The sequence below is a fragment of the Cohnella sp. OV330 genome, from assembly GCF_900112065.1.
GTDB lineage: Bacteria > Bacillota > Bacilli > Paenibacillales > Paenibacillaceae > Cohnella.
This window is the reverse complement of record NZ_FOKE01000013.1, coordinates 217,009-235,727: the sequence shown is the minus strand read 5'-3', so window position 1 is coordinate 235,727 and position 18,719 is coordinate 217,009. Positions and strand designations below refer to the sequence as shown.

General features: G+C 57.1%; 14 protein-coding genes. 13 read left to right on the top strand and 1 reads right to left on the bottom strand.

Annotated features, from left to right (window positions below):
• Positions 1-2 precede the first annotated feature (2 nt).
• From BM235_RS26675 to BM235_RS26640, 8 genes are all read left to right on the top strand, one after another.
• Positions 3-452: an Rrf2 family transcriptional regulator gene (locus tag BM235_RS26675; RefSeq protein ID WP_090117288.1), complete on the top strand. Its 450-nt coding sequence runs from the start codon at positions 3-5 to the stop codon at positions 450-452.
• 116 nt (positions 453-568) lie between these two features.
• The gene (locus tag BM235_RS26670; protein WP_090117287.1) at positions 569-1,210 is read left to right on the top strand and encodes an NAD(P)-dependent oxidoreductase; all 642 of its coding nucleotides are present in this window, start codon (positions 569-571) and stop codon (positions 1,208-1,210) included.
• A gap of 155 nt (positions 1,211-1,365) precedes the next feature.
• A complete protein-coding gene (locus tag BM235_RS26665) occupies positions 1,366-3,174 on the top strand; it encodes a sensor histidine kinase (RefSeq protein ID WP_090117286.1) in 1,809 nt (602 codons plus the stop codon).
• Complete coding sequence (locus tag BM235_RS26660; protein ID WP_090117285.1) at positions 3,171-4,313, top strand: response regulator; 1,143 nt, start codon at positions 3,171-3,173, stop codon at positions 4,311-4,313. The genes BM235_RS26665 and BM235_RS26660 overlap by 4 nt, the downstream gene beginning before the upstream one ends.
• A gap of 185 nt (positions 4,314-4,498) precedes the next feature.
• Positions 4,499-6,940, top strand: a complete 2,442-nt coding sequence (locus BM235_RS26655) for a hemoblobin-interacting domain-containing protein (protein ID WP_090117284.1) — start codon at positions 4,499-4,501, stop codon at positions 6,938-6,940.
• Positions 6,941-6,971: 31 nt separating this feature from the next.
• Positions 6,972-8,651, top strand: a complete 1,680-nt coding sequence (locus BM235_RS26650) for an S-layer homology domain-containing protein (protein WP_143106734.1) — start codon at positions 6,972-6,974, stop codon at positions 8,649-8,651.
• A 219-nt stretch (positions 8,652-8,870) separates the two neighbouring features.
• Positions 8,871-11,513 carry an S-layer homology domain-containing protein gene (locus BM235_RS26645; protein ID WP_090117282.1) on the top strand — a complete coding sequence of 881 codons (2,643 nt, stop codon included), beginning with the start codon at positions 8,871-8,873 and terminating at the stop codon, positions 11,511-11,513.
• A gap of 1 nt (position 11,514) precedes the next feature.
• Positions 11,515-12,393, top strand: a complete 879-nt coding sequence (locus BM235_RS26640; protein ID WP_110468892.1) for a GNAT family N-acetyltransferase — start codon at positions 11,515-11,517, stop codon at positions 12,391-12,393.
• A 10-nt stretch (positions 12,394-12,403) separates the two neighbouring features.
• Here the strand turns inward: BM235_RS26640 and BM235_RS26635 are convergent, their stop codons facing one another.
• Positions 12,404-13,009 carry a TetR/AcrR family transcriptional regulator gene (locus BM235_RS26635; RefSeq protein ID WP_090117280.1) on the bottom strand — a complete coding sequence of 202 codons (606 nt, stop codon included), beginning with the start codon at positions 13,007-13,009 and terminating at the stop codon, positions 12,404-12,406.
• Between the two features lie 178 nt (positions 13,010-13,187).
• On the opposite strand from BM235_RS26635, the gene BM235_RS26630 reads away from it, so the two are divergent.
• The 5 genes from BM235_RS26630 (at position 13,188) to sigJ (ending at position 18,719) form a co-directional block, all read left to right on the top strand.
• A complete protein-coding gene (locus BM235_RS26630; RefSeq protein ID WP_090117279.1) occupies positions 13,188-14,369 on the top strand; it encodes a YhgE/Pip domain-containing protein in 1,182 nt (393 codons plus the stop codon).
• A gap of 276 nt (positions 14,370-14,645) precedes the next feature.
• The gene (locus BM235_RS26625) at positions 14,646-15,185 is read left to right on the top strand and encodes a GNAT family N-acetyltransferase (protein ID WP_158543798.1); all 540 of its coding nucleotides are present in this window, start codon (positions 14,646-14,648) and stop codon (positions 15,183-15,185) included.
• 105 nt (positions 15,186-15,290) lie between these two features.
• A complete protein-coding gene (locus tag BM235_RS26620; RefSeq protein WP_090117277.1) occupies positions 15,291-16,283 on the top strand; it encodes an iron-hydroxamate ABC transporter substrate-binding protein in 993 nt (330 codons plus the stop codon).
• A 293-nt stretch (positions 16,284-16,576) separates the two neighbouring features.
• Positions 16,577-17,878, top strand: coding sequence for an NAD(P)/FAD-dependent oxidoreductase (locus tag BM235_RS26615; protein ID WP_090117276.1), 1,302 nt, complete (start codon positions 16,577-16,579; stop codon positions 17,876-17,878).
• Positions 17,856-18,719: an RNA polymerase sigma factor SigJ gene (gene sigJ, locus BM235_RS26610; protein ID WP_090117275.1), complete on the top strand. Its 864-nt coding sequence runs from the start codon at positions 17,856-17,858 to the stop codon at positions 18,717-18,719. Before BM235_RS26615 ends, sigJ begins: the two co-directional genes overlap by 23 nt.

The following is an 18,719-nucleotide window of genomic DNA, read 5'->3' as shown; positions in this document are numbered from 1 at the left end:
TTATGCAAATCAGCAGCAGATTTTCCATCGGCGTGCATATCTTGTCCCTGCTAGCGATTCGGCCGCAGGATCACCATACGTCGGAATGGCTGGCCGGCAGCGTCGGGACGAATCCGGTCGTCATCCGCCGGGTGCTGGGTCATCTGAAAAAGGCGGGACTTGCCAACGTCAAAGCCGGGAGCGGCGGCGCTACGCTGGCTCGGGAGCTGGACGAGATCACGCTGCTCGACGTGTATCGCGCGGTCGACGTGGTGGAAGAAGGCAACTTGTTCCATGTGCACGAACAGCCGAATCCGGCTTGTCCGGTCGGCGCCAACATCGAGCAGGTCCTTCGCCTGATGATGTTCAAGGCGCAGGCGGCGATGGAGGGCGTGCTGGCCGCCGTGACGATGAGAGAGCTCGTCGACGTGCTGGCGCGGGAGATCGAAGAAAAGCGTGCCGCGAACGGCTAAGCGCTTTTCTCTGCACTTGTTGTAACCGTCATGGTTTCAACGAATTTCACCCCAGTTCGGCGCATAAGCAATATCCATTTGCAAAAGAACCCATCATCGTTGAGGAGGATACGTTCATGAAAATCGGAATTATCGGCGCAAGCGGCAAGGCAGGCGAAGCAATCGCCACGGAAGCGGCGGCGCGAGGTCACGCGGTGACGGCGATCGTCCGCACCGCGTCCAAGGTGGCGGACAAGGGCTGGCCGGTGCTCAAGAAGGACATCTTCGATCTGCAAGCAAGCGACCTGCAAGCGTTCGACGTGATCGTGAACGCGTTCGGCGCGCCGCTGGACCAAGCGCATCTGCATGCCGAAGCCGGACGGGCGCTGATCGCCGCGCTCCGGGGCGCGTCAAACGCTCGCCTCATCGTCGTAGGCGGCGCCGGCAGCCTGTTCGTAGACGAAGCCAAGACGCTCCGCGTCGTCGATACGCCCGACTTCCCCGAGATGTTCAAGGCGACCGCGTCGAGCCAGGCGCAGAATCTGCAGGAACTTCAGGCCGCGACCGGCATCCGCTGGACGTTCGTCAGCCCGTCCGCGTTTTTCGATCCGGCGGGCAAGCGTACCGGCGCTTACCGCAAAGGACGGGATCAACTCCTCGTCAACGCGAAGGGCGATAGCTACGTGAGCTACGCCGATTATGCGATCGCGATCGTGGACGAGATCGAGCAGCCCGCGCATGAAGGCGAGCGCTTCACCGTCGTGGGCGAAGCGGAATAACATAGGCCGGACGTCGGTGCCGTATTTTCTTAAAGGAAAATACGGCGCCGTCTGTTTTCGTCGAAATTTGTCATTTCTCCGTCATTAAAGGGGTGTATACTGTAGAAGCGAATGAACGCATTTCCAGCCTAGCACCATGAGGAGCCTCCTCTTTTATGAACTTCAATTTATATTTGTCCGCCTTGCTGATCGCGGCTACCGGCTGCTCCGCGGTGGTCGTCTATCTGTGCTGGAAAAGAAGAGAGCTGCCGATCGCGGTCAGCTATGGCCTATGCATTTTGAGCACCGCGTTCTACACGCTCGGCTACGCATTCGAACTCGTCAGTACGTCGCTGGAGACTATACGCTTCTGGCTGCGCATCGAGTATATCGGCATCCCGTTCGGAACCGTATTCTGGATCGTCATGGTGCTCCAATATACGGGCAAGCAGGCCTACATACGCAAATGGACCGTCGCCGCCGCGATGGTCATTCCCGTCGTGACGTTCATCGCCCACAATACGAACGAATGGCATCATCTTTTTTACAAAAGCCTCACGCTCGACGACTCCGAGGGCTTCCCGCTGGCCCGGATCGTCCGGGGTCCGCTCTATTACATGCACGCGGTGTATGCATACGTGCTCATCCTCGTCGGGACCGTCCTCCTCCTGCGCATGTACTTCAAGTCCGCGCCGTCCATGAAAAAGCATGTCGCGCTCATGCTGGTAGGCTCGCTAGCCCCTTATAGCTTTACGCTCGTCTATCTCAGCGAGGTGCTGCCCACGCCGTTCGATATTTCTCCGTTCGGCTTCGTCCTCTCGGGCATCTTTTTCCTGTTCGGCATCTACCAGTTCAATCTGCTCCGGCTCGCGCCGATGGCGCTGCAGAAGGTGTTCGAATCCATGCAGGACGCCGTCGTGCTGCTGGATCTGGAGCACAACATCACCGGCTTCAATCAATCGGCCGGGCGCACGATTCAAGGCCTGGGCCGCAAAAACGGCATCGGCCAGCCGGCATCGGCCGTTTTCGCGGCCAATCACGAGCTTCTCCGGCGAATCGACCGTGCGCCTGGCTCCGAAGATCAGGAGCTTCTTAAGGACGAGGCCGCGGACCGTTATTATAAAGTCCAGCTCTCGCTCATCGCCGATTTCCGTTCCAGACCGACGGGCAAGATGCTGCTGCTGCGCGACGTGACGGACGCGGTGCGATCCGAGGAGCGGCTGCTCGAGAACGCCAGGCAGCTTCGCGAGCTGAACGCCTTCAAGGATCAGATGTTCAACGTGATCGCGCACGATATCCGGGATCCGATGGCGGTGCTTCTGAATCTGACCGAGCTGCTGGAGGAGGAGGCGTCCGCCTGCGGAGAGGACCATGAGGAGATCGTGCAAGAGATGAGCCGCCAGGTATACAGCACCTTTGCGCTCGTCGAGAGCTTGCTCGAATGGTTCCGCAGTCAGCGGAGCGGCATGGTCTTCGTACCGATCGTCCAGAGCCTGTCCCACTCCGTGCAGCGGAATGTCCGGCTTCTGCAAGGCCGCAGCGACGGCAAAGGCATCCGGATCGCATCCGACGTCCAGTCGGACGCGTTCGTGTACGCGGACAAGGAGATGCTCGACCTGGTGCTCCGCAATCTGCTGTCCAATGCCATCAAATTCACCGAGCTCGGCGGCGACATCCAGGTGCGGGCATCGCGGTCGGGAGACGCGTTCACCGTCAGCGTCAGCGATTCGGGCACGGGCGTGCCCGAGGAGCGGCTGTATACGCTGCTGCGGGAGGACAACGTCGTCTCTACCGAAGGAACGGCGGGCGAGCGAGGCGTCGGGCTGGGGCTCGCGCTCTGCAAGGAGTTCGTGCGGCTGAACGGAGGAGAGCTCTGGTTCGAAAGCACGCCCGGGCAGGGCAGCGTATTCTATTTCACGGTGCCGGCCGCGCAGGCGGACGTCGCATTCGGCGACGACCTGATGGCGGAGAGGGAGATCGGATGAAGGTCCTGATCGTAGACGACGAAAAGGCGATGCACCTGATCATGAAGCGGATGCTGGCTAAAATCGACGGCGTCGAAGTCGTCGGCAGCTTCGCGGACACCGCATCGGCCGAGGCATATTTGAGGGGCAACGCGGTCGACCTGATCTTCATCGACATCAACATGCCCAAGGAGAGCGGCATGGCCTTCGCCCAGCGCCTTCGGGCCAGCGACAGGGACGTCAAGCTCGTCTTCGTGACCTCGCATACCGAATTCGCGCTGGCCGCGTTCGACGTCTATGCCTATGACTTTATGGTGAAGCCTGTCGTTCAGGAGCGGCTGCACCATACCGTCCGAAGGGCGATGGCAGAAGCGAGCGAAGGCAAGGGAAGCGCGGAAAGTCCGGCAATACCCGAGCCGCAAGTGCGAGTGAACTGTCTCGGGCGCATGGAGATCCGCGGCGCGCAGGGCGAGCTCGTCAAGTGGAGATCCAGCAAGAGCGCGGAGCTGTGCGCCTATCTGGTGCTGCAGCGCGGGAGCCTCGTCTCCAGGGCGCGGCTGATCGAGGACATCTTCGGCGGCATGCCCCGCAAGAACGCGGAGGTCTACTTGAACACGACGGCCTATCAGCTCCGCAAGCTGCTCGAAGCGATCGGCATGAAGGGAAGCCTGTATTCGAACGCCAATCACTATGCGCTGAATCTGACGCTGGCGGAGGTCGACCTCCATCGCTTCGAAGAGGGCTGTAGGGAAATGGCGGGGGTGGATGCGTCCAACCTGGACCGGGCGATCGAGCTGGAGCGTGCCTACGTAGGCCAGCTGTTCGGGGATCTCGCCTATCCGTGGGCGTGGAGCGAGGTCGAACGAATTTCCCAAATGTACGCGTCGTTCACCCTTCGTCTTGGCCAGGCGTTGTTGGACCGGGGGGATATCCAGGCCGCGATCCGCCTGCTTGCCAAGCTCACGGCATACAACGAGCTCGACGAGGATACGGTCAAGCTATATATGAGGGCGCTGGCCCTGCAGCACAATCGAGAAGCGCTGACCCGGTTGTACGCGAAGTTTTCGGACACGCTTCAGGAAGAGCTGGGCGTCCGGCCATCGACAGAGGTGACTAAGCTGTACGGACAGCTGCTGACGCAGCTGGAAGCCGCCGAATAGAAGAGATAGATCAATAGAGGAAGCTGGCCGGAAGACTCGTTCCCACTCGGGATGAGTCTTTTTTCGCATGCGCGGCGGGAATGGACTTTCGTCGAAGTTTGTCATTTTGCCGTCATTGGCGTCATTTATACTGACATAGTAGGCAAAAAGAATCACTAAAAACATATAGGAGTGACAAAAGAAGAATGAAAAAAGTTTCAGTATTTTTGATGCTGGCGATGTTGGTCTTCGCGGCGTTCTCGTACGCGCCTGCGGCGAGTGCGGAGCCGATTACGCCCGCGACGCTAAATGCGACAGCTTCCGTCAGCGAGGATTTCAAGACGATTACTCTCAGTTTTGACAGTGACATAGAGCCGGCGGGAAACTCGGATGAATTGAAGAACGCGATCTCGCTTCAATTGACGGGTACCAATGAGCCAACGCCGCTCGGCGACAAGGATTCGGTCCAGTATGATAGCAATAAACGGCGCCAGCTCGTTTTGACGCTGGATACGGAGTTGGTCGGCAAGTCCAACGCCGTTCGGATTGAGGCAGATGCGCTATGGCTGATGGACCAGGAAGCCACATACGGGAGTTCGATTGAACTGAATTCGATCGTGGGTCGAGATATCACGCCTCCGGAATTCGTGGGAGCGGAGAGCTACAGTGAGGGTGTGAAGCTATACTTCGACGAAGACTTCGTCGTCGTATACCCGGATAGCATCGAGGACGAAGCGTCTTATCTCCAAAGCCAAATTCAAATCGCGCAGGATGGAGAGCATTTCTCTCCATTGCTTGACGGCGTAGTAAGTTTGGATTGGGAAAGCAATTATTTGCAAATATACTCTAATCAAAATGTAGCACTTGTCTCCGGCCCTAAGACTAAGATTAAACTCGCAGCCGGTTTGCTCGAGGATACGGCAGGCAATGTCACACCGGAGTTGGCCCTTGCCGTGAGCCCTCCGGCAATTAAGAGCGTGGAGCTCAGCGACAACGATCAAGAGGTTACGGTCACGTTCGACCGCAACATTTATCCCACGCCGGACTATGACGCAACCGATTTGAATTCGAGAATATATGTGCAACAAATTAATCAAGATGTCACTCAGAGAAGGAACCTAGAAGAAGGCGATAAGGTGACGCTGAAAGATAATCAGCTGATCGTCAAATTCGCAACTCCGCTGACAATCGAGACGAACCAAATCGTCATTCAAGGTTCTACGCTGCAGGACGCGGAAGGCAATTACTTTTCGAGTAAAATCTCTTCGTCGTATTTTAAATTAAATGATGACAGCGATCTGACTCCTCCTGAGCTTGTGGACTATGTCGTATCAAAAGATCTCAAGGACCTGACCTTGCAATTTAACGAAAATGTAGCGATCGACGATCTCGAGGCGTTCAAAAGCAATGTTAACTGGTATGATTCGATTAGCGGTGACTATGTACATGGGCTGCCTCCGGGTGCGACAGTGACTGTGTCGGGTTCATCGGTGACGATCCATTTCGAGACGCGCGATAGTGAGGTACATTACTATTATTTCTCTCTTAGCCAAATCGCCGATCTCTCTGGCAATCATTCAAATGATTCGTTCAACTCGGCTTGGTTTGACATTAACGACCATAGCTCCATCGGTTTGTACGGCGGCACCGTAGATTTGAATGGACGCTTTGTAGGCCTGGAACTCGATGCCATTTATTCTAATAAGTTGACTGACTTGACTTTGGACGAAGTGGGCACCCACCTGCAGGACAAAATCTCGATCTCGACGGACAACGGCAAGACATTCACGAAGCTGTCCGCCGACGATAGAATTGTCGTACAAAGCAACCAGATCGGGATCTTCTTGAAGAACCGAATCACGGCGGGCACCATTCAAGTTAAGATTGATGCGAACTCCTTAACGGATTCTCATGGCTATGTATCGAACGATGAGCTCGTGACGACGATCGTCGCTGCTGCTCCCCGGATTACGGGTTATTTGTTCGCAGATGCGGATACCGTACTGAAGCTTGACCAGAATGCCGAATGGATCGGCCACATCCTTAGCGTTACGGTCTGGGACTACAACACTTGCAGTTATAGAGAGTTGACGGGAACGGAGTATGGCGTTGAAGACGGCAAGTTAACGATTCGTAAGGGCGTCTTCTTGAAGGATCATTACTACTACGTGAGCGTCGAAGCGGACGGCTATCAAACGCAAACGTATAGCGGCGGGACCTTTAAGTCGTCCGATATCTTCTATATGACGCCTCCGTCGATCACGAAGACGAGCGGCATTACGGCAAAAGTGTTTATTTACAATCAGGCTTATGGCAATAGCAATAGTAATAACAATTACGTTAATTTGTTGAAGTCATCCGAGTCAGGCGGCAACACAGGTACGCAAGCCGTCGTGTTCGAGCTGTTCGACGGTAATACGCCGGTGAGCATCGCGGCAGCGGAGCTGGCAATCGGCACAGGTACTTATTCGGCGAACTTCAGCGTTAACGACGCAGCCACAAAAAACTATACGGTCAAGGCCTTCTTAGTCAGCAGCTTCGACAGCGATACGCTGAACCTCGGACTGAATCTTGGCACGATCAAGACGCAGACGGAGATCGACGAAGCAATGATGCTGTCGCAATATAATAACAACAACAGACCTTAAGGGAGCGGGGAAACAAGCAGTGAAATCGCACATGCTTCGTATATTCATGATTCTGACGCTATGCCTGGCCTTCGTGCCGTCCGCGGCGGCTTATGCCGAGAGCTCGGGCGTCTCGCTGCAGGGCGTAGCGGACGTTACGGCGGGTGATCAAGTCGATATTAAAGGCGATACCTCGTTGGATGAGGTCATCGTCAAAGTGCTGCGGCCGGACACCAGCGTCGTGTACTTCGATATCGTGCCAGTGACCGCAGGTCAGTTCGCTGCGCCGTTCACGATCGGATCTGGCGAACCCGCTGGTACCTATACCGTGGTTGCGGGGCAAGGCAGCGAGGTAGCCAGCAAGACTTTTAAGGTGACGGCGAAGATAGTCACGCCGCCTCCGAGCGGGTCGGTGTCGACGCCGACGCCTCCTCCGACGCCGGGCAAGGTCATCACGCCGGTAGGCGGCGCTGTACCGGTCGTGGTCGACACGAGCAAGAACAAGACTTCGACGGTAGACGTCAACGGCCGCTCGACGACCGTCATCACGCAAGACGGCGCATCGCTCGCCGACGCGCTGAAAAAGGCTGCGCAGCAGGACAACAAGGGCGCAGCACCTGTCGTATACATTGCCTATGAGGGCAAGCAGGGCGATGCCGTGCAGTTTAACCTGCCGTTCTCCGTCCTGAAGGACGCCGCCTCGTTGGGTGCGATCGTATCGCTGCAAACCGGCGAAGGCGAATATTCGCTGCCGCTCGGCGTGCTGAACTTCGACGCGATCGCGGCGAGCCTCGGCGCTGAGCCGGGAAGCATCAGCATTCAAGTCAATATCGTCCCGTCCGCGGATGACATCAACGCCAAGATTAAGGCTAGCGCGGCTGGTATCGGCGCCTCGCAGCAGGGCGGCGCGATCGAATTCTCGATCGTCGCTTCCGGCGGCGGCAAGACTTCCGAGCTGAATGAATTCGGCTCGACCTATGTGTCGCGTACGGTCGTCGCTTCCGGCACGATTGACGCTTCGCATTCGACCGTCGCGCTATACGATCCGCAGACGGGCGCCCTTACCTTCGTGCCTGCACTATTCACGAAGCAAGAGGATGGCACTGTCAAGATTACGTTCAAGCGCAACGGCAACAGCATCTATACGGTGTTGACGGCTACCAAAGCTTTCTCCGACCTGAGCACGCATTGGGCAAAAGCAGACATCGAGCTGCTCGCCTCCAAGCTAGTCGTCAACGGCGTGTCCGACACGAAGTTCGCGCCGAACAGCAGCATCACGCGCGCCGAGTTCGCGGCGCTGCTCGTCCGTGCGCTGGGCCTCACGCCGGACGCTTCCGGCGCTGCCGGCTTCAAGGATGTCGCATCCGGCGCATGGTACGCAGGCGCGACTGGCGCAGCCGTAAAGGCGAAGCTGGTCGAAGGCTTCGAGGACGGCAGCTTCAAGCCAGGCGCTACGATCACCCGCGAGCAGATGGCGATCATGATCACGAGAGCCGTCGCGTACGCGCAAGGCTCCGCTTCGACGGCAGCGTCTTCGGAAGCCTCGCTGAACGCCTTTAAGGACAAGTCCGCGATCGGCAGCTGGGCCCGCGTATCCGTGGCGCAAGCCGTCGATGCCGGCATCATCACCGGCATGACGACCGACACGTTCGTGCCTTCGGCGCAGGCGAGCCGCGCGCAAGCGGCCGTTATGTTGAAGAGGTTCATGCAGTATGCGGACCTGATCGACTGATCTATCCCTCCGATCGCGGCGCATGGCTATGAAAAGAAAGGCCAAAGAACCGTCGGGAGTTTCTCCTGGCGGTTCTTCGGTTTGCACACATTGTGTCGTAATTCATCGAAATCTGTCATTTTACCGTCATCGACGAAGATTATACTGACCTTAAGACTTTTCAACCAAGAGGATGGGATTAAACTGGCAACCAACTGGAAAGCAGTTTTACTGGCAAGCATGATCGCTACAACAACTTTCGGGGCCAGGAACGTACTCGCCGCCCCTTCGGTATCCTCGGAGCAAACTTCGTTTAAAGATATCGGTCCGGTCCCGGCCGACCGACAGGCAGCCATCAACCAAGCGGTCTCGCTAGGGCTGATCAGCGGTTATCCGAACGGGGAGTTCAAGCCGGACGAGTCGTTGACACGGACGCAGTTGGCCGTGCTGCTGGCCAAAGCACTGAAGCTTTCGGTAGATACGAATGCCGGATCAACCTTCAAGGATGTAGCCTCCGACAGTTGGAGCGTCGGTTATATTGAGGCGGTCCGCAAGGCCGGTCTCATGAACGGATCGAATGCCGGCTTCGAGCCGAATCGCAAGATTACCCGGCAGGAGCTGGCGTCCGTATTCGTACGTGCCGTCAACGGCCAGAATACGACCGGCGGACTTGAGACGGACCCCGCGCTTGCCGCCGAGGCGAGCGGCTGGGCCTCAGCGTCCGTGCAAACCGCGCTCCGGCTTGGGCTGATGACCCCGCAGACGAACGGCTTCGAACCGCGGCAGGAAGTCGCAAGAGCGGATATTGCACAGTTTCTGGTCGATATTTTCCCGGAAAAAGAGCAAACGGCAACCGTAACCAAGGTAGACGGGGATGTAATAACGATTAACGGGACGCCATTGCTCGTATCGGACGCGTTGAAGCGTCTTCTGCTAGGCGACGGCAACATAGAGGCGCTTCAAGGCGCGGTGCTTAGGTTCAAATCTGCCGTTCGGAGCTTGAACGATCTGTCGGAGCTGGAGATCGTCGCTGCAGGGAAGGCGGGGTCTTCGGTTAAGCTGGATACGACAGGGATGCCCGCGGGAGCGACGTTGAAGATATCGGGCGACTATGTAGCGATCAGCGGCGGATCGGTCACGAACCTGACATTGCAAAATCAAGCGGCTAACGTATCCGTCGATGCGATCGTTGACCATCTGAAGCTTACGGGGCAGACGGTGACGCTGTCCGGCAAAGGTTCCTATGGCGAGATCGAGGTTACCAATTCAAAAGCCAAGTTGACCCTCGGCAGCGATGTGCGTATTACCCGCCTGGTCCTGCCGGATGGCGTCGCGCTGACGGATATCGTTACGAATCCGGGTCAGGTTCAAGCGCAGATCGGCAGCATCGTCTCGGCAAGCGGCGTACCGGTGTCCAAGCCGTCCGCCTCGGTATCTAACAGCGCTCCGATTGTCGCGGACACGCGAACACTGGATGCGGCGATCGAAGAAGCTTCGAGCCTTGCCGATGCAGCGGTGGCCGGCGGCGCGGAAGGCCAGTATCAGCAGAGCGCGATAGACGCGCTGAATGTCGCGATCGCGACTGCAAAAGAGACGAAGGCCAGCGCAGGTGCAGCGCAGGCTGAGATCGACGGCGCAGCCGCTTCGCTTCGGACGGCGATCCATACATTTAAGGTTGCAGTCGTGCACGTCGGTACAGCACGGTTAGATGCGGCGATCGAAGAAGCCTCGGGCGTCGCTCACGCGGCAGTGGCCGGCGGCGCGGAAGGCCAGTACCCGCAGAGCGCGATCGATGTGTTGAACGATGCGATCGAGACAGCAGCAGTAGTGAAGGGAGACGCCGAAGCCACGCAGGCAGAGATCAACGGCGCAACTGCAACCCTGCAGGAAGCGATCGATGCATTTAAGAAGACTGCCGTCCATATCGATCTTACGCAGCTGGCTGCAGCGATCGCTGACGCCTGGGACCTTGTCGATGCGGCGGTGGCCGGCACCGAAGAAGGTCAATATCCGCAGAGCGCTATCGACGCGCTGAACGACGCGATCCAAGCTGCGGAAGAAGTAAAGGCGAAGGCTGGAGTAATACAGTCGGAGATCGACAGCGCGAAGGCGGCACTGCAGGATGCAATTACGGCGTTTGAGGACGTTAGCTCGCCTTCGCTGAAGGCCTCCTTGGAGGGGCGTCCTTTCTACCTCAACAGCGGCAGAACCGGCACGACCGGAGATACGTTTCTGTCTACCGACAGTTATGAGCAATACAATAAGCGCAGTATTAAAAATTATTTGCAAATCAAACGCGGCGCGGTATCCGAGACGATCGAATACGATACCGTCAATAAACAGTTTACCGTAACGGAGAGCGGAAGCGGCGTGGTGGGCACCATCACGGTTGAATCCACATCTCCGCTTGTGGAGCTCACTCCGGACTCTTCCGGGATTACCATTCACCCGTTAGACGCCGCCACCGAAAGCACGGAGGCTGCCCTTGTATTCCATGTCAAGCAGGGTAACGAGGAGGTCAGCCAGGTGACGCTGCCGATCGTTATGGACGAGACGGTTCCGACGTTGAGCAGCAGTGTCTACGGCAACGATCAGTTCACGCTAACGGCAAACGAATTGTTGACGACATCAATAATGGGATATAGTTTGCAGGTACAGTTTTCTCAGAGCGGCAATGCCGTCGATTTCGAGCCATTAACTGTGGATACTCAGTATTCTGTCGAATTCGTCGATAAGCGCATTATCATTACGTTGAGAGATGGAGCAAAAGCTTTATTTGTGCCTCAATCGTCCAGCAAATTCAGGATTGTCGCGACTGGCATTACAGACCATGCCGGGAACGCACTTTCCGTCGATTCAACGATAGACGTACCGCAATACTGAGATGGAAGCCCTGGAGATTGAGGCGATTCAGGACGCAGTGCCAGGTGTTTACACAGGCCTGATCCCCCCTGTGTTAAGCCATGTGTTGCAGCAGCGGCTTCCGGCTTCGTTCCTGGCGCTGGGAGCCCGTCGGGGAGCCGAGCCGGTCGGAGTGGCGATTGCCGAGCGGCGTGAGGCATCCGATACGGCGGGCTTGCTCGCGCTGACCGTATCCGAGCCGGAGCGTCGCCAGGGCGTGGGGCGTGCGCTATTCGGCGAGATCGAGACGGCGCTGAGGCAGACGGGAACGCGCGCAATCGGAGCCGAATATCTCGGAGGCGCCGATCCTGACACGGTAGAGGCCGCTTTTTTAAAGGCATGCGGATTTGGCAAACCGCGACACGGCATTCAAATTTGGGGCGGCTCGACGGGGCTTCATCCGGAGATGCCGTGGGTCTATCGATTACGGCTGCCGGATGTGTTTGCGGTCAGACCCTTCACGACGTTGACGACGCAGGAGTACGAGGAAGTACGGCAAGGAGAGGGCGTTTGGTATACGCCAGACTACTCGCCGTTTGCGGATGAAAACCTGATTGATAAGGAACGCAGCCTGCTCCTGCGCTATGGCGGAGCGGTCGTCGGATGGATGATCTTCGAGCCGTTTGACACCCGAACGATGCTGTTCAAAACGATGTTCGTGCATCCCCGGCATCAGCGGATGGGGCGCGGCATCGCTTTGGCGGCCGAAGGGGGACGGCGCTTGATCCGCGATCCGGCATTCTCAGAATGGCTCCTGTTCGTCGAAGCGCGCAACGCAGATATGGTCCGTTTTTTGGCCAGGCATGTTTCCTGCCCGGGTGTGCAAAAAGAAGTGCTTTGGAGAACGGTCAAGCTTCTTTGACCGTTCTTTATTATAGCCTCTTCCGGATCCCGCTCGATACGAGCGGGCCGTAGTTCATCAAGCTGATCATAACCTTGGCCATCTGCGCGGGCGTAAGCTGCCGGCCGGTGTCCAGCCAGTGGGTCACGATGCCGAAGTTGGCGGAGGCGATGTAGGAGATGAGATAGTCGAGCGGCACGGCGCTCTCGTTCGGCGACAGCGTACTCAGTTTGGCATGAACGCGGCTGGCGAACAGCTCCCGAAGCTGCCTCGCAAACGAGAGATCGCCTTTCTCGCCGAGCATGATGCGCAGAAATTCCCCATGCTTCGCGATCTCCTCAAAAATCGAGACGCTAACCGGATAGGGCTCGTCCCGATCGATATACTGCATGGCCGCCGAGATGTCGAGCTTCTCGACGCGGGCGCGCACGCCGGTCATCACTTCGTCCTTCAGCTGCTGCACCATATCCCCGACGTCCCGATAGTGCAAGTAAAACGTGCCTCGGTTGACGTCCGCGCGGCCTGTGACGTCCGTGACCGTGATCGATTCGGCGCTCTTTTCTTGAAGCAGCGCCATGAGCGCGTCGTGGAGGAGCTGTCGGGTCCGCGCTTTTCGCCTGTCCAATTTATCCGTCATCGCCGTGCCTCCGCCTCTTTTTCTGCGTTATTCAACAGCCGGCTATCGATCTGCTGATTTATGAACATCGCAATCGCATATTGACGATTGAACGCCGCTGTCTCGTCATTATAATGAACAATGTGGACGTTAATCAACAATATGTTCAATAACGCGGACAAGAGGAGCGAATAGAGATATGACGATATTCAAGCAAAAAATCGTATGGATCGGCACGTTGATCGTGTTGATCGTGCTGGTCGTATTCGGGGCGGCGATGATGGGCTCGGTGCTCGGGGCGAAGCCGAAGGAGGTGCCGGTCGCGCTCGTGATGCTCGATCAGCCGGCGTCGCTGCCGGGCGGCGAATCGCTGGCGGTCGGGGAGATGCTGAAGGAGAAGCTGACGTCGAACGCGCAGATGCCGATCGCCTGGACGGTCGTCGGCTCCGAGGCCGAGGCCCGCAAGGGGATGGACGACCGGCAATACTACGGCGCATTGATCGTGCCGGCGGACCTCAGCGCCGGCGTCGCCTCCTTGGCCAGTGCCGCGCCGAAGCCGGCGACGGTGAAGATCGTCGCGAACGAGGGGCTGAACGCGCAGGCCTCCACGGTCGTAAAGCAGGGGCTCGCGCAGGCGATGCGGCTCGCCGGCGCGGAGCTGTCGAAGTCGATGCTCGAGCGGATCGGCGCGCAGACGCAGCAGGTGTCCGTGGCTACCGCAGCGGCGCTGTTGTCCCCCATCGTCGTACAGGAAGAGACCGTTCACGCGGTAGGCGCGTACAACGCGACCGGCAACGCGCCGGGCCTGCTCACGCAGATCATGTGGATGGGCAGCCTGGTATCGGCGCTAATCCTGTTCTTCGCAGGCGGCGCCGCCATGAAGGTCGGCTCGCGCAGACCGACCGCGATCGTCTGGCAGCCCGTCGCGGGCATCCTGCTTGCCGGGATCGCTTCCGCCTTCCTCGTCTGGGAAGCGACCGCTTGGTACGGCATGGAGCTGGCCGAGGCGACGCAGACTTGGCTGTTCCTATGGCTCGCCGGCGCAGCCTTCTATATGGTACAATCCGCGCTGCTCAACTGGTTCGGGATGCCCGCGATGGCGATTCTCGTGCTGCTGATGTTTTTCTCGATGCCGATGCTGAACATGGCGCCGGAGTTCCTGTCGGCGGCATCCCGCGACTGGATCTACGCCTGGACGCCGCTGCGCTTCGCCGCCGTCGGGCTGCGGGAAGTCATGTATTTCGGCGGTTGGGACGCGGCGTCCTCGAATGCGGCCGTTCTGTGGAACGTCGGAGGCGGATTCCTGCTGCTGCTGATCGGATCCGGCTGGAAGCGGATGAAGCCCAAGGCCCAAGCGCTTCCGACGCCGGAAGCGGCCTGATCCTTCTTTACAACGGACGCAGTACGTTTTATCCTGAACTCAGGTTGTATGCGGAAGGAGCATTTATCCTTTATGCCAGTTTCCTTGTAATGGACGAAGCACGCGCAAAAAATCTCGTGATTTCATAGACGGGATACGTGCGTCTTCATGAGCCGTTACAAGGGACTTCAAGACAAGTATGCAAACGATACTTGCGGAGTGCCTTTCTTTAAGGCGCTTCGCTTTTTGATTTGCGCCGAATGCCGAATACCAATAAACCGACGAGGTGCTTTCCAAATGACGCTTTCCTTTACGATAGAAACCGATTCGATCCGCCTCCGCGCGTTCGCGCCGCAGGATCTGGACGCGCTGCGCGCGCTCACCATGCAGACCGAGATTACCGATCTCCTGCCCGATTGGGCGATGACCGAGGCACAGCTGGCAGATTTCCTGTCGTTCGTCATCGGCAGCTACGGCCGCTTCGATCCGGCGGACGTGCGCATCCTGCTCGCGATCGAGCACAAGGCGGACGAACGGCTGATCGGCTGGTGCGGCGTATTTCCGAACGATCTTCTGGATCCGGCGGACCGCGAGGTGGCGTATGCCGTCTCCAAAGACTATCGCGGCCGCGGTTATGCGACGAGTGCGGTCCAAGCCATACGGGCATTTATATTCCGGCATACCGAACTTGAACGGGTGGCTGCCATCGTGAAGCCCATGAACGGCGCTTCCCGCGGCGTGCTGCTGAAGGCCGGATTCCGGCCGGTCGACCGGCGCAGGCTATCCGATGGGCAAGATTATGACTATTTTGAGACACGCAGCGTTTGGGGCGAGTAGTTGCCCCGCGCCCGTATTGACTTTGACGGAAGGCATCTCTATAGTTAGATCAGTGATACTGATAATCATTATCGAATGAACGGAAAAGGGAGAGTCGAACCAACAATGAAAAAGAAAATGTGGGCCCCGTTGTTTCTGCTGCTCGCGCTGGTCGTGAGCGCGTGCGGCAACAACGCGAACAACAATAACGCAGGCGCGTCGCAGAGCGCGGGCGAATCCGCCTCGCCGTCCGCGAGCGCATCGGCATCGCCGTCGGCCGGCGCATCCGCGAGCGCCGACGCCTCCGGCACGATCGCCTACGAATCCGAGAACGGACCGGTCGAAGTCCCCGCCGCGCCCAAGCGCATCATCGCGCTGAGCAGCGCGCCCAACGTCCTCTCGCTGGGCGGCACGCTCGTCGGCGTCGACCAATGGACGGCAGGCAACCCGCTTTTCAAAGATAAGGTGCAGGGCGTCGAGATCGTCTCCGCCGAGAATCTGGAGAAGATCATTGAGTTGAACCCCGACCTCATCATCGTCGGCAGCACCGAGAAAAACATCGACAAGCTCAAGGAAATCGCGCCGACCGTCGTCTACACGTGGGGCAAGCTCGACTACCTGAAGCAGCAGATCGAGATCGGCAAGCTCTTGAACAAGGAGCAGGAAGCGCAGGCTTGGGCCGACGACTTCTCGAAGCGCGCAGCCGATATCGGCGCCGAGATCAAGGCGAAGGCGGGCGCGGACGTCACCGTGACGGTATTCGAATTGTTCGACAAGCAGTTCTACGTTTTCGGCAACAACTGGGCCCGCGGCACGGAGATCGTGTACCAGGCGATGGGGCTCGGCATGCCGGAGAAGGTCAAGAAGGACGCGCTCGGCCCGGGCTATTACACGCTGTCGACCGAAGTGCTGCCGGAGTACGCCGGCGATTATATCATCCTCAGCAGGAGCGCGACCGGAGACAACGGCGCCCTGAACACGGACACCTGGAAGAACATGCCGGCCGTCAAGGCGGGCCATGTCATCGAGATCGATACCGAAGCTTCCAGCTACAGCGATCCGACGACGCTCGAATATCTGTTGAACATTTTCAAAGAAGGAATCCTGGGCAAGGCCTAAACGCCCATGCACCGGCGAATGGGGACGCGAGAGCGTCCTCTTTTTGTCGTGCGGCAACGTCTGCGCGAATCTTGTGCATAAATCGACGAAAAGGGCAAGCGGACGGCGCCGAGGTTACGGCATAATAGCGAGACGGCTCGCATACAGCGCTTCAACCGCCTTGTTAAGATGTTATTCGAGTAATCCAGGAGCAGTTCGCCGCCGCGGTAACTGCTCCCTTTTTTTTGCGTATCCTGTCACACTTCAAATCCCTTCCCCGTCATACGGGTAAAATTGCGAAGGGATGATGAGCGATGCAAAAGGTTGACGTGGTCGTGGTTGGCGGAGGGATTGCGGGTTTAACCGCTGCTATTTATGCAGCCAAAGCCGGGAAACAAACGGTGGTCATTGAAAAACAGAATCGCTTAGGCGGCCGAGCCATTTCCAATAAGAAAAAAGGAGCCTACTTCAATTTGGGCGCGCATTCCTTGTATAAGGGAGATGCGTATGCGACTTTCCGGGAATTGGGGCTGACCTTGCAAGGAAAGCGGCCTTCCTCGTTCGCTTACGGCATTTGGAAAGGGAAATTGAGCGCCTTGCCTTCGGATATGAAATCCTTGTTTACGACCCCGCTGTTGTCTTGGAAAGGAAAGATGGAGTTTGCTTCCTGCCTTATGAAAGTTAAAAAAGCGGATACGCGTCATTTTGACCGGATCAGTATCCGCGAGTGGGTCGAAGGGAATTTGCAAGATCCCATGGTGCGCAATATTTTTTATTCGTTGCTTCGTGCCGCCAGTTATGTAGTCGGACCGGATTTGCCGGCCGCGGGTCCTGCATTGAAACAGCTGCAGAATGCCCTTAACGGCGCGTTGTACCTGGATCGCGGCTGGGGAGAATTGATCGAGGAATTGCGCAAAAAGGCATCCGACCTGAGCGTGCGATTTTTAACAAATACCAAAGTCTCGTCCATCGATACCCGTGGCGGGATCGTGCGGCAGGTTCTCTGCGAAGACGGAACGAAAATCGATACGGACCATGTTATCCTTGCCACATCGCCTGCTATCGCCAATGAGTTGGTGCCTTTTGCGGAAAAAACCTCCCTTCATACCTGGAAACAACAAGCGATTGAGGTCAACGCGGCCTGCTTGGATGTGGCTTTGAAGCGACTTCCCGAGCCCAAACAACAATTTGCTTACGGGATCGATCAGACCGTGCTCTTTAGCAATTATTCGCGTGCGGCTTATCTAAGCGACGATGGCGCCCAAGTCATATCGCTCATTAAGTACCAAGGGAAAGAATCGGACCCGGATAAAGATTTGCAAGAACTGGAGGGCGTGCTGGATTTGATGCAGCCGGGATGGCGGGAAGAATTGATCGTCAAGCAATACCTTCCGAAAATGACCGTTTGTCACGACTTTATGCATCTGAAACGTCATGAGAATCCCGGACCCGCCGTTCCGGAAATACAAGGATTATATGTAGCAGGAGAATGGGCGTCGCACGGTGAAGTATTGGTCGATGCCGCGACGGCAAGCGCCAGAAGAGCCGTACAACACATGCTCTCCCTTGAGCGTAAGGAGAGGAATGGCTTTAATGAACACAGAGGAGTTATATAATCGTCATAAGACGGAGCTGTTTTCGTTAGCCTATCGAATGCTCGGCAGCGTCATGGATGCGGAAGATATCGTACAGGATGCTTTTTTGAGCTATGACGGAATGAACGACGCCGGGACAATCCATAACGAACGGGCATTCCTATATAAAATCGTAACGAATCGTTGTCTTGATCTTCTGCGCTCGTCGGCCAGAAAGCGGGAAATGTACGTCGGCCCATGGCTTCCGGAGCCCCTGCTCGAAAAGGGGGCTTCGGACATCGATCCATCTAATCGATATTTGCGGTCGGAGTCGATTTCCACGGCTTATCTTCTGCTTCTGCAGCAATTGAGCGCAACGGAAAGGGCGGTTTTTCTTCTTCGAGAGATTTTTCATTATTCGTTTGACGAGATTGCCGATATCGTCGGGAAAAGCAGCGTGAATTGCCGGCAAATATTCCACCGCGCCAAAAAAAGCATCCATTTCGACCCGGATAAGCAGCCGTCGGTTTCCGTTGCGGAGGATAAGATCAAAGAGTTCGTGAATTCGCTGCTGCAAGGAAATACGACGAAGCTTCTTGAACTGGTAAGCGAAAACGTCGTGCTCTACTCGGACGGCGGAGGCAAAGTAAGAGCGGCGCAAGTGCCTGTCGTCGGATTCGAGAACGTGCTGAAGCTGCATCAAAACGCGATCCTCATGCATGCGGGTAAATTGACGTTCTCGTTCCTTCCGGTGAATGGGCTCCCCGGAATCCTTATACGTCTGGGCGATGAGGTGAAATACGTTTATTCTTTTGCTTATAAAAATCAGAAGATCGAAGCGATCTATACGGTCGCCAATCCGGAAAAGTTAAGACACCTATAG